The organism is Kangiella sp. M94 (assembly GCF_054926195.1).
On the sequence record NZ_CM142903.1, the window covers coordinates 982,654 to 996,031 of the forward strand.

The window sequence follows — 13,378 nt, forward strand, 5'->3', positions numbered from 1 at the left end:
TGATATGCACAAAATAGTAAGAAAGTTATGGTCAAACGGTATTTGTATTTTAAGTGCTCTTGTATTGATGGTTTCGTTTTCGGTTCAAGCTGAGGATTCGGTTTGTGCTGTGGTTAAAATTGAAATCTTGCAGGAGCTGACTCTTGAGCGTCAGGGCTTTGAGGCTGAGCTTAAGATCTCGAATGTTCTTGATGATAAGTCGATTGATAATATTGACGTTGATGTCTGGTTTAAGGATGAGAATCAGGAGGATGTGTTAGCGTCCTCTGATCCGAACAATACTGACGCCAAGTTTTTCATTCGTGTGCAGTCGATGGATAATATTCTCGATGTCAATGGGTCTGGTTATATTCAAGCTGGTGATGAAGCGGTTATTCGCTGGTTGATTATTCCATCTCCTGGTGCTTCGAACGGTCGTGAGCAGGGTACTTTGTATTTTGTCGGTGCTGATTTTAATTACACCTTAGACGGTGAAGCGGACACCATTAAAGTTGCGCCGGATAATATCTATGTTAAGCCAATGCCGTTGCTTACTCTTGATTATTTCTTGCCGCGTGATGTTATTGGTGATGATCCTTTTACCGATGAAGTCGAGGCTCCGGAACCATTTAGTTTGGGCGTGCGTGTTCAGAACAATGGTAACGGTACTGCCAAATCATTAAAAATCGATTCCGCTCAACCTAAGATTGTTGAAAACAAGCAAGGCCTTTTAATTAATTTTGAGCTGTTATCCAGTTATGTTCAGGACGAGCCAGTAGAGAATAGCTTGCTGTTGAACTTTGGTGATATTGAGTCTAATCAGTCTAAAGTAGGCCGTTGGCAGATGGAGGTGACCCTTTCCGGTAAGTTTACCGAGTTTGGCGCTACCTATACCCATGCCAGCGAACTAGGCGGCGAGCTAACCTCGCTACTCGAAGCTACTAATACTCATTTCTTAATTCATGATGTGCTGGTTGATTTGCCAGGTCGCGATAATGTTCGTGACTTCCTTGCCGAAGACTTGGAAGGCCCTATGGTCTATGAGTCTGACGGTGGTACTTTTAATGTCGTTGATCAATCAGAAAACTCTGGCTTTAGTTACGTGAAAGAAGTCGGCGAATATTCTCAGTATAAGTTAACAGTGCCTGCTACTCCGAACCTGTTTTATTCTAAAGTGACTGATCCCTTTAATGGGCAAAAAGATATTGCTTTTGTAACGCGCTCTGATGGCAAGTCTATTAAATCAGAGAACGCCTGGCTGTCAAAAAAGCAGGATAGTGTGACTCATGACTGGTCATATTTTATCAACCTGTTTGATGCTAACGGCACCGATAGCTATTTATTCCACTTTAAAGAAAGAGTTATTCCACCAAGAGCGCCTGTGATTCAGTTCATTCCTCAGCGTGTTACCCATGAAGGCGCCAGCATTGGCTTTACGGTCGATGCTTCCGATCCTGATGGTGACGCTGTTTCTTTATCTGCATCGGGTCTGCCGGGCGGTGCTAGCTTTGTTGATAATGGTGATGGCTCAGGTACTTTTAACTGGTCTATATCTATAGGGCAGGCTGGTGTTTATTCGATCACTTATAGCGCTACTGACGGTACTCACGTTACTACTCGAACGGCCAGTATTGTCGTCAATCCTCATGATGATATTGACGGTGATGGCTTGAATGATGACTGGGAAATGGAGCATTTCAATACGCTTGATTATGACGGTTATGGTGACTTTGATGGTGACGGTATCAGCAACCAGGACGAGCATGACAATGGTACTAACCCGACCATCCCTGATGGGCCTACCAAGCCAACTATTATTTCGCCACAGCTGGATGGTGAAACAGATAGTCTGGAGGTAGAGTTAACAGTCGATAATGGCGTTTATGATGGGCCGCATGACATTGTTTATCAGTTTGAAGTTTATGCTGATGAAGCCATGACACAGAAGGTGGCGTTTTATAACGCTGTACCACAAGATTACAGTGGCTTAACTTCCTGGAAGCCTGGATTGCCTTTAAGGGATAACAACACTTATTACTGGCGTGTTAGAGCTTACGATAGCTTTACCTACAGTGAGTGGGTCAATGGTTTCTTCTTTGTAAACACAGTGAATGATTTACCGTCTAAGCCAAATCTTTCTTCACCTGCAAACGGCGCTGAACTTGAAGATACGGTATCTACAGTTTCTGTGACTAACAGTAGCGATATCGATAATGATACTTTGTACTATGAGTTTGCACTCTATTCTGATTCAGAAATGCTCGATTTGATTGCTGAGTCTGGTGTTAAGAATCAGGGGGCCGACGGTACTACAAACTGGACATTTGATCAGTTCCTAATCGATCAGAAAACCTATTACTGGCAAGTCAAAGTAACCGATGAGCATAATGACTTTGTTTATTCGGATGTGTTCTCATTTGTCTGGACCATTAGTAATCAGGCTCCGCCAGCGCCAACTATTGTTGGCCCAGAGTTAGACTCGGAAACTACATCGACAACACCAACTCTAGAGGTTAGTAATGTTACTGACCCTAATAATGATGTGGTTTCTTATAAGATCGAGCTGGACAAGGTTAATACTTTTGATAGCGAAGCATTGCAGGCTTACTCATTTGAGATAGATTTGCAAAAGGCCAGTCAAACTCAGCAAGTTTCAGAGTTACGAGACAATCAGACCTATTATTGGAGAGTAAAAGCTATTGATACCTATGGTGCTGAAAGCGCCTGGGTCAGCTCTAGCTTCTTCGTCAATACAGAGAATGATGCGCCAAGCCTGCCTAGCGTTAAAAACCCGGGTAATGAAGCATGGGTTGATACTTTAACTCCAAACTTGCAACTTAATGCATCAACGGATGTTGATGGCGATGCGGTGCGTTACGAATTTGAAGTCTATTTGGATTCAGGCCTAAACAACCTAGTGCAAATTTATGCAGTCGAAGCTCCAGAAGTGATGCTCGAAATCTTGAGTGATAATCGCTGGTATTATTGGAGAGCAAGAGCTATTGACGATGAAGAGCTTGATAGCGGTTGGATAGAGACGCATCAGTTCTTTGTTAATGATAATGACTATGACGACCCTCCGACTTTAACATGGATTAAGCCTGTTAAAGCAGTAAAGGCAACGCCTAATACTGATATTGAACTGGTCTGGGAAGATTCTGACCCTGACAGCTCGGCAGTTATTGATTTATATTTTTCAAGCTATGAAAGTGGCACCAGCCCAGTTTATATCGCCGAAGGCATTGCAGAAGATAATGACAGTACAGCAGATCGCTATGTCTGGAATATCGGTGAGCTAGAGTTTGGCGTTTATCATTTGTTTGCTGAAATTAGAGACGGAGCCTCGACCATTACTGTTAAAGCTCCAGTGACTGTCGAAGCCATTCCAGAGCCCGTTATTCCGGGTAATATCATTGTTGAATCAGACCCACTGGTTAAGCTTTACGAGTCAGTTGTCAATCCTGTGACTGAGTCAATAAGCCTGCGTCTCGATAAGGCTCCAGAAGCGGACGTTATCGTTCCGATTGTTAATCCTGCACCCGACAGGTTGCATCTAAGTACGCAACAGCTGATTTTCAATGCCGACAATTGGAATACCCCTCAGCAAGTTATATTAACTCCTAAAAATAACTGTTTTGTTGATGAGCATGTTAATTTTGACCTTAATATCGCCGCAGCTGTCAGTGAAGATGAAGCCTTCAGTGGTGTTACAGGCAGAGACGTCAAGGCGCAAGTGTTTAATGATGATGCGCCCATAACCTCTAGAAGCGGCTCGGTAACGCATGAGTTTGCAATGTGTGGACTGGAAGAATCATTCTCCATAAGCGTGTTTGGTTTGTCTTTCCACACCTATAACGTGTACCTTTCAAACTTAACTAGTTTCAAAGGACGGAGAGGATTTAAAATTGACGGTTACAATAATCCTGTAATTGCTGGCAATGGTTCTATTAAAACTCAGCAATCGGGTATAGATGAAATTTATAAAGGAAAGGGAATCTTTTTCTTAGGCTTTTCAGGCAAACCGGATAATGAGTGGGTTAATCCAGCTTGGTATAAGCTAAAATTACGTGGAAATAACTTTAGGCGGTTTTAAGGATTATGGCATTACGAACAATCATCATAGGTGGTATTTTGTTGGGATTAATTAGCCCTGCTTTCTCTTCAGATTTCTTCAAAGCTGAACTAGAAGTTTGTTCAATTGATGATGAGGAGTACATCCATTCTCTAAGCGCAACCAAATTTAGAGAGCGTAAACAAAGCTATTATATGGATCTTAATGAAGCTGTTGTTGAGTACCAGAAAGATAAACTGGTCGTTATTGATGTCAGACCTGACTATGAATACAAGTCGTATCGTATTCCGAAGTCTTTAAATATGACTTCTGGTTTGATAAAGCGAAAAGGATTCTTAAAAAATAAGAATATATTGTTAGTTAATGACGGTATACGATACACGGCTTTAGAAATGGTGGTTGATGAGTTACTTGCAAGTGGCTTTAAAAAAGTATCAATTCTTGATGGTGGCGTTAAATTGTGGGCGCGTAAAACAAGCTATGTCGATGGTCAGATAGGGCTGGCGCGTTCAACACCGACAATATCAGTAAAAAACTTCCTCGCTGAATCGAGGCTAGGCTCCTGGCTAGTGGTGGATGTCGGAAGCGAGCCAAGCTTTAAGGAAGACATTAATGGCAAAGTCATTCACTTACCTCTGAATGAGTCATTTACTCTTAATTTAAGCAATCTATTGCAGCAAAATAGCAGCTCCTTAAAGCGTGTTCTTTTTGCCAGTAATGATGCGGACATGATGGAGGAATTGAATAAAAAACTCAATCTCATAACGCTTGATAATTATTTTGTGTTAGACCAAACCATACCTGCTATTGAGCAATATAAGAAAGAAAGTCTGATCGCATTTCAAAAACGCAATAAAAAGGCCAGAGAAGAATGTCAGTAGCTAACAAAGTGGGGCAGTCTAAAATTCTTATCACTGCTGCAATACTCATTGTTATAGCGGTGGTACTTTTTTTCGTTTATAAGAATAGTGAAACAGTCCCTTTCGTGAAAGAAGACTCCTATCCAGTGACGAAGCACTTTAAGTGGCGCTATAAACTGGTTAATGAGTCTTCAAAGACATTGCAATCCACAAGATTTAAAGTTGCTGCGCCATCCTCGCTACTGGCCAATCAAAAGTTAGTAGAGCTCCAGGCCAGTTTGCCCTATAAAAAAGAGACGGATGAATGGGGGAATACCAACTTGGTATTTACACTTGATAACATTGCTCCCTACGCGACAACTTACATAGACGTTAAAGCGCAACTTAACTTTGCCGTTAAGCCGCAAGCATTTACCGATGAACTGGCCGATATTTACCTTGAGCCATCCTATCGTATTGAGTCCGATCATGCGGATGTGATTGGTTTAGCGCAGAGATTGAGCAAAGCTGACAAAATTGAGACTCTTAAATCTCAATATAACTGGATTAAAGACAACCTCGAATATTCTGGTTACGTCAAAGAAGATATGGGCGCATTGTATGCACTAGAGCATAAGAAGGGTGATTGTACTGAGTATTCCTACTTGATGGCAGCGCTGGCAAGAGCTTCGAATATACCCGCAAGAGTCATGGGCGGTTACGTATATGCTGAAAATAGTGTCGTGAAATCAATGGATTACCATAATTGGACTGAAGTTTGGCTAGATGGGCGTTGGTACATTATTGACCCACAGAAAGAACGGTTTATGAGAAATTATCAGGATTATCTGGCGGTTAAAGTAATACCTCTGACCAATGAAAATCAATCAAATTCACACCAAATAGCCATTAGTGAAGAAGCTCTTAAAGTCACATTATAAGCTTATCAGCTGACTTTTTGTGGCGCAGCTTGGGGAGCATTAAATGAATAAATGGGCCATTATCATCAGCCTGGTTGTCGGGATACTTCTGTTTAAACATTGCTCGGGGCCAGAACTTGATGTGAATCAGCTCAACAATAGCGATGTGGTTTTTTATTCCGCAGAGTGGTGTGGTGTTTGTGATAGGACGCGAAACTACTTTGATAAAAACAATATTGATTATGTTGAGTATGACATAGAAAAATCTGCAGTAGGGCGCCAGCAATATAATGCCATTAAACCTCGAAGCGTTATTCCCATTGTTGTGATCAAAGGGGAGTTAATCATGGGCTATAGTGAGCAAAAGATGCGAAGAGCTCTACAAAGTCAATAATTCACTTCATATAATGAAATCCAAGCGTTACATCCTGATAGACCTCTGGTGCGTCAAGGCCCATCCCACATCCGATTACCAACTCTTTTACTAATTCCTGAAGCCATTATTACCAAGGAATATTCTTCAGATATATCAAGAATAGACAAACTGTCAGAGATTGTTACAATCGAAGAAGGGCATAGCGGATTGATAACAATGATGCAGTTAAAAAAAAGCACTATTCGAGCGATGTTGCTGCCAATAATCTTGGGCATGTTTCTGTTTGGCGGGCTTTCAAATAATGCACTGTCTGCTGAAGACCAAGACCAAGGTCAAGAGCTAGATCAGGCTGGAAAAGAGATTACTCTTGAAGAACTGCAACAGTTGGAACCTTTCCCCGAATTTTTTGAGCAGATGTCGCCCGAGGGGCGGCTTGATTGGTTAAACTCTCAAGTTAAACAAGCCACCACTCCTGCCCAAAATTATAACTTCCAAAGAGCTTTGGCTTTTGAGCATTTTTTTAATTATAGGAACTCCGAAGCTCAAAACATTTGCCAAACAACTCCTCCTTTATCATTCGATCTTCGCTACCGTTTTGCCTGTATCCAGGCAAGCGATGTAAGTTACGAGAAGCGAATCGAAAGATTCTTTAATCTCTACCAGTCTGCTATCGAAGCTGACGATAAGACTATGGCGGCACAGGTTTTAACTTCTATGGGCTGGTACCAGTCAGGAAAGGGTGATATTGCGGCAGCTTTTAAAAGTTACGAAGAAGCTTTATCAATGGGCGAGAGTCTTGAGTTTTTTGCGCTTAATGATGCGATGGTCAATACCGCCAGCTTGTATATTATTCATGGGGATAAAGAGTATATTCGAAAAGGTATTGAGTTACACAAGCAGTCAATTGAGAGAATAAAGAAACGAGCAGAAGAAGATCCTGAATTTGCTGAAACGTCGCGCGCAGCAATGATAATTCCTCAGTTTAATATTGGGATAGCTTATGCTCTGCATACCTTTGAGTATGAAAAAGCTTTGCAATGGTTTGAGATTGTAAACAACAGCGATACTGAAATCCTCCATCTAAGACTATCATCAATACTTTTCTCAGCCCTGTCTGCGGTTGAACTCGGGCGTACTCAGCAAGCAGAGCAGTATTTAGCTCGCTCGTACGACGAACCCGTTGTTAATAATACAGAGTTTTCCTATCTATATTGTTATAGGGAGCTGGTTAAATTTAAACTGGGTCAAGAGGCTGATATGGATGTCTGTCTGCCTTTACATGATAATGTACCGCTAGAGGTTAAAATTGACGTTTATAAACGCATATCAGACTTAGATGATGCGGCGATAAAGTATGCGGGTATGGAGCAGTTTTATAAGTTGTTCGAAGAAAAATTGGAAAGTCAGTTAAAACAGAGCTCGACATCAGTTGCTTCTACTGCGGAGCTTCATCGCGTACAACAAGAATCAAGACTCAGAAATGAATTGCTGGAAAAAGAGATAGCACTAAAAACTGCCGAGCAAGAGAAAAAAGAAGGTCAGGTGCGGTTTATGATCGCTGCTTCATTAGTCTTGCTGTTGCTTGTGCTGATTACCATCATTCGACTCAATCAAAAAAGACGTATGGCTGAACAGTTCGAACAGTTGAGTGTTATGGATGTTCTGACTGGGTTAAAGAATCGTCGCTTTCTGGAACAGAATATCGGTCGTGAAATGAGCTATATCAAGCGTTCACAGGCCAACCAGAATGACCACGTCTTGGGTATTTATTTGCTGGATATTGATCACTTTAAGAATGTTAATGATTCATATGGGCATGAAGCAGGAGATCAGGCGTTAATTGAATTTACGAAACGAATAAATAAAACCATTCGTGATACGGATCTTTTTGTGCGCTGGGGCGGTGAGGAGTTTTTGCTAGTTGCTCGCCTGGATAATAGAGATGGCTTGCATTTATTGGCAGAGCGAATTAACCAAGCAGTAAAACAAGAGCCATATCAGGTAAGTGAAAACCAATTTATTGATTTAACCTGTACTGTTGGGGCAGTTGTGTATCCATGTACAGAAAATACTAAGAAAGAGATTTCGTGGAACAAGCTGGTTCAACTTGCCGATTTGGCACTTTATTATGGCAAGGAAAAGCAACGTGACTGTTGGGTGTGTATCGAAAAGATTTCAAACTATAAAAGTAGAAATACTGTTCTTGAGCTTGGTTTTGAAGAGTCTCTAAAACAAGGCTTGCTTACTTTCAGCACTTCAATCTCAAAGTCTTAATAAGTAAGTTGTAACCACTAAAGAGTGTTAACGCGCGGTGTTAATCTTTGCGGCTAACACTTTTTGTATTCTTTGCTTATTCTTATTGTTTATTCCTAGCCCTAACTTATTAATCTAACTGACACCTTTTTCTTTCTGTGCCAGTTTTTGGAACTGTTCTTTTTGTGCGCCAGCAGGAACAGGGCGCTCACCTTTGGGGTCCTCTGTATCCATCACTAAAGAGATTATTTGAGTTCCTTCCTTAATGTTTTTCCCTTCAGTTTCGGATGAGAAAACTTTCATCGTGTCATTTTTGTCAATCATAAACAAAGCAACGAAGTTTTGGTTATCGTTTTGATATTGCTCGTAACTGTAACTTTCAGTGATGCTGGTGATTTTGATTTTAGCATTCTTTGCGATCATGCTGGCGAGCTGTCCATAAGTAACAGATTCACCAAATAACCAGGGTGATTGCCAATACTCATCTTTATCCTGACGATCATTTTTGCTGACGTCTTTGCTTGCACGTAAGCGATAGATGTTTTGTTTTCCGAATGTGTGTCTGAAGTTGAGTTCACTTAAACTATTCAGTTCTTGATCCATGCTCATGGCGAATACATGACCATATCCAATCAGGTCAAGGCTTCTATCCGCATGTTCCGAAATGGGGTTGCCGAAGTAAACGTGAATACCTTCCATGCGCGCTTTAGAGATGTTGGTGTAGTTATTATGTGCCATTAATACATCGATATCATGATCTTTAAGAGCTTTGGCCACGGTAAGTGCCACTGGGTTACTGCCAATGATCAGTACGCCATTATTGGAAGGCTCTCGTACATCCAGCAAATTGCCTATGGAGGCTGCACTTAAACTTTGTATGACGACGGTACCAATGATTACTATGAAAACTAGCGGCACAAGGTATTCAACGCCAGCCAGTCCGGAGTCTTCGAGACGGATGGCGAACAAGGATGAGATAGCCGCAGCAACAATACCACGCGGGCCAATCCAACTTATCATGAGCTTTTCATTGGTCTTGAGTTTCGAGCCGATACTCGAAGCCCACACACTAACTGGACGCGCAACTAACATGATAATCGCGAGCAGGATTAAACCGTTGTAGCCGATCTTCTGGACACTTGCTAAATCCAGCCTGGCAGCCAGCACAATAAAGAGCACCGAGATCAGAAGTATTGAGAGAGACTCTTTAAAGTCGAGAATGTCGTCTTTGGGGAATTTCGGCCAGTTAGCAAGCGCTACACCAAGAACGGTAACAGTTAATAAACCTGATTCATGCTCAATGTAATTAGAAATTGAGAAAACAAGTAGTACGAATGCGAGTGTGAACACATTATTCAAATACTCAGGGATCCAGTGCTTTTTCATCAACAATGCTAGAATAGCGGCACTGACAAAACCTATTACCGAGCCGATCAGCAGAATCTTACCGAAAAGTAATAATGCACCTTCACCAGAGCCGCCTGAGATAATGTAGTTATAGACTAGAACCACAGCGATTGCGCCGATTGGGTCGATGATGATGCCTTCCCAGCGAAGGACATTGCTGATGCTTCGGTTAGCTCTTAAATTACGCAGAATCGGCGTAATAACCGTTGGTCCGGTAACGCACACCAGAGCACCAAACAGCAAGGCAATTAACGGATGCATATCGAACAGGTAGTAGGCCGCCAGACCTGCGATGGCGATAGTAATCAGGACGCCGACTGATACGAGCATTTGCACCACGCGGCCATGACTTTTAACCTCGTGGAATTCCAGCGTTAAAGAACCTTCAAAAAGAATGACCGCAACACCAAGTGAGATGAAGGGGAACAATAAATCGCCTAAGGCCTGGTCCGGGTTAAACCAGCCAAGCACGGGGCCTATGATAATGCCGATCAACAACAGGAATAGAATCGAGGGCTGCTTTAAATACCATGCTAACCATTGCGCGCCGATCCCGATGGCCAATACCGCGGACAAAGTTAATGCTAAATCTAGTGTCATAAAATTCCCGTTGTGTTCCGTTATCAGCCTTATTGTTATGAAAGCTCATTGTCTTGTGCTTAGACTGATAAATCAACCGCTTAGCCTTCAGTTTTGGTAAACGGGTAGTTTAGGGAAGGTAGTGTCAAAGTTTTGTGGAGAAGAGTTTTGTGGAGAAGAGGGGGCTAGCTCACGAACACTGATGCTTTAGTGTCATTCGTATTAATGGTTTTCAGCGTTAATATGATGCGTTTGCTGGATATAACTTCTCATATCAAAACCCATGGCACCATCGGCTAATGGACGCTTGATTGAGTAGCGCATGCCTGATTTGTCAGAGGGTAATTTACTCAAGTCGATAATCAGAGATTTGCGCAGTTTGCCTTCGCTGTCTCGCACCAACTCAACTTTCGGCTTCAGCTTTTTCTCTGGATGCGTTGAAATCACAATGCCGACTTCACCGTTGCTCATTTCAACCAGAGTGCCTGGAGGATAAATACCGAGCATACGAATAAAGGCTTCGACCAGCTCACCATCGAACTGCTTGTTGCGCTGATTGAATAACTCTTTTAGTGCATCACGGGCAGAACGGCTACGACTGTAGCAAGTGTCGCTGGTGATAGTGTCATAAGCATCAACAATACTGACAATACGGCAATACAGGCTGATTTGCTCGGGCGGTATACTAGGGTAGCCAGTGCCATCGATATGGGCATGGTGATTTTTAATCACATCCTTGATGGTTCTGTTTATCGATGGATCAGCATTGACCAATTCATAGCCGAGAATGGTGTGCTTTTGCATCACACGCATTTCAATGTCCGTCAACAAACCATGCTTATCGACGATATCTTCGGGGATTTGAGTTTTGCCCAGGTCATGCAGCATGCCGCATAAGCCCAACAACTCCAATTGCTCCTCATCAAGCTTAAGATATTTGCCAAGTGCCATGGCAAGAATGGAAACTCTGACGCTATGTTCGGCGTTAAACTCGCTTTTATCTTTAATACGAGTTAACCAGAAGAGGGCATTCGCATTCGACATAATGCTGATCATACAATTTTGAATCACGCGACGAGTATGTTCGATATCAATCTTCATACCCATTTTGGCCAATTCAAATAAATTCATTGCTTCTTCGCGCGCAGCTTCATAAGTACCCTGGGCACGCTTTAGCTCATGGTGTAATGGGGTGTTTTCGGGAAGCGGGGCGGTTTTAGCTTTTGCCTTGAGCTTGTCTTTCTGTAACGACCAGAACTGCTCATCGACTTCGATATAAACGTATTTGCAGTATTCTTTGAGGGTTTTGAGTTCAAGTTCGCGCTTAATCATGAACTTTTGGAACATCAAAGGCACATCAAGCCAAGGCCGGTCGAGTTCTACGACATACATGCCTAGCTGTAATGAGTCAGCCGGAATTTTTACCTTAAGTGACATAAGTGCCCTGTGATGCGAGTCTTACCCCAAACGAGAACCAAAAGGCTCATAATTGGTTAACTCTATCACATTTATACAAAAGGTCTATAAATTTTGTATAAAATGCTGACGATTTTAGAGCTGATAGCTATCCTGTATCAGGATTTCTTTTCTGATAGCTTTTCTGCTGCCTGATGGGTGTATAAGTAATATCTGGGTACACTTTATTCGTTGATTCGGCTGACCAATACTGGTAATTTCCACTGCACAAAAATCTATCTAAAAGACATTAAGCATGAAAGACAGGGTTAGCGCACTGGTCCAGCATAAATGGTTTGAGCGGATCATTATTTCAGTCATTGTGTTAAGCGGTGTTTTGATCGGTATCGAAACCAGTCGAAATCTCTCGCAGGCCCAATTGGGCTGGGTTGAAACTGCTCATGCGATCATCCTGGGCATCTTTGTGATTGAAGTTATTCTAAAGCTCTTTGCCTGTGCGCCCGATGTGAAAAAGTACTTTAAAGATGGCTGGAATGTCTTTGATTTTACGATTGTTGTCGTTGCCTTGATTCCTATGACTGGTCAGTTTGCGGTGATTGGTCGTTTACTACGCCTGTTGCGTGTTGCCCGTCTGATTTCAGTTCTGCCGGAACTGCGCCTTATCGTAACCACCTTGATTAAAACGGTTCCATCCATGTTCCATGTCGTCATACTGATGTTGGTGCTGTTTTATATCTATGCTGTGGCAGGCTTTAATTTATTCCACGAGAATAACCCTCAATATTGGGGCGATCTGGGCACCTCAATGCTGACCCTGTTCCGAATCGTGACCTTGGAAAGCTGGACACAGATTATGTATATCGATCTGGAGTACCACAGCTGGGCCTGGCTGTTTTACGTCAGCTTTATCGTGATGGGCACCTTTATTATCATTAACCTGTTTATTGCTCTGGTATTGAATAATCTGGATGAGGTCAAAGAGCAAAAGAAAGCCCTGGAGCGTAGCCAAAATACGGAAGCTCATATTTTGAACAATATCGTTCTTATTCGTAAGCAACTGCAAGAAATCGAAAAGGAAATGCATGAAAAACAATAGGTTAGCTCTGATACTTTTTGATACTGGCAACTCATAACAAAATCGAGGATAATTGCGCCCAATTTTGTTTCGGACAACATTTGGTCGCGGAGACTTCTATTGTGTCAACAGACTATCGCCAACTCGTAGACTCGCTAACGCCTGACATTATTGAGCGCTTTACAGAAGCGGTTGAGACGGGCAAGTGGCCTGATGGCAGCGCTTTATCAGAAGCGCAACGTGAGAACTGCATGCAGGCGATTATGTTGTATAACGCACGCCATAACGCCAGTGATGAGCCTTTCACCATTTCAACAACGGGTGAAATCCAGACCGGCAAGAAGATGCGCAACGACTTCGAAGGTCAGTCTTCAAACGATAGACTCCGTCAACAAGGCCATTTAATTGATTCCAAAACAATCGACAATTCTGACGAATAACAATCATTCCAGTCAGCTTTTA

At 42.3% G+C, this 13,378-nt stretch carries 9 protein-coding genes; 7 read left to right on the forward strand and 2 right to left on the reverse strand.

The features are described 5' to 3' along the window. The first annotated feature begins 4 nt into the window (after window positions 1-4). The 5 genes from ACYTXU_RS04485 (at window position 5) to ACYTXU_RS04505 (ending at window position 8,460) form a co-directional block, all read left to right on the forward strand. Entirely contained in the window at window positions 5-4,072 is a 4,068-nt protein-coding gene (locus ACYTXU_RS04485) for an Ig-like domain-containing protein (protein ID WP_462208674.1), read from the forward strand. Window positions 4,073-4,077: 5 nt separating this feature from the next. Beyond that, complete coding sequence (locus ACYTXU_RS04490; protein ID WP_462208675.1) at window positions 4,078-4,932, forward strand: rhodanese-like domain-containing protein; 855 nt, start codon at window positions 4,078-4,080, stop codon at window positions 4,930-4,932. Continuing rightward, window positions 4,923-5,831, forward strand: a complete 909-nt coding sequence (locus ACYTXU_RS04495) for a transglutaminase-like domain-containing protein (protein ID WP_462208677.1) — start codon at window positions 4,923-4,925, stop codon at window positions 5,829-5,831. Before ACYTXU_RS04490 ends, ACYTXU_RS04495 begins: the two co-directional genes overlap by 10 nt. A gap of 43 nt (window positions 5,832-5,874) precedes the next feature. Beyond that, complete coding sequence (locus ACYTXU_RS04500) at window positions 5,875-6,204, forward strand: glutaredoxin family protein (RefSeq protein ID WP_462208679.1); 330 nt, start codon at window positions 5,875-5,877, stop codon at window positions 6,202-6,204. 198 nt (window positions 6,205-6,402) lie between these two features. Further along, entirely contained in the window at window positions 6,403-8,460 is a 2,058-nt protein-coding gene (locus ACYTXU_RS04505; protein WP_462208680.1) for a tetratricopeptide repeat-containing diguanylate cyclase, read from the forward strand. 114 nt (window positions 8,461-8,574) lie between these two features. On the opposite strand, the gene ACYTXU_RS04510 is transcribed toward ACYTXU_RS04505, so the two are convergent. Both ACYTXU_RS04510 and ACYTXU_RS04515 read right to left on the reverse strand, forming a co-directional pair. Beyond that, complete coding sequence (locus tag ACYTXU_RS04510) at window positions 8,575-10,446, reverse strand: cation:proton antiporter (protein ID WP_462208681.1); 1,872 nt, start codon at window positions 10,444-10,446, stop codon at window positions 8,575-8,577. Between the two features lie 201 nt (window positions 10,447-10,647). After that, complete coding sequence (locus tag ACYTXU_RS04515) at window positions 10,648-11,862, reverse strand: HD-GYP domain-containing protein (RefSeq protein WP_462208683.1); 1,215 nt, start codon at window positions 11,860-11,862, stop codon at window positions 10,648-10,650. A 274-nt stretch (window positions 11,863-12,136) separates the two neighbouring features. On the opposite strand from ACYTXU_RS04515, the gene ACYTXU_RS04520 reads away from it, so the two are divergent. Continuing rightward, window positions 12,137-12,937: an ion transporter gene (locus ACYTXU_RS04520; protein WP_462208685.1), complete on the forward strand. Its 801-nt coding sequence runs from the start codon at window positions 12,137-12,139 to the stop codon at window positions 12,935-12,937. 101 nt (window positions 12,938-13,038) lie between these two features. Next, window positions 13,039-13,356, forward strand: a complete 318-nt coding sequence (locus ACYTXU_RS04525; protein WP_462208686.1) for a YeaC family protein — start codon at window positions 13,039-13,041, stop codon at window positions 13,354-13,356. Window positions 13,357-13,378 lie beyond the last annotated feature (22 nt).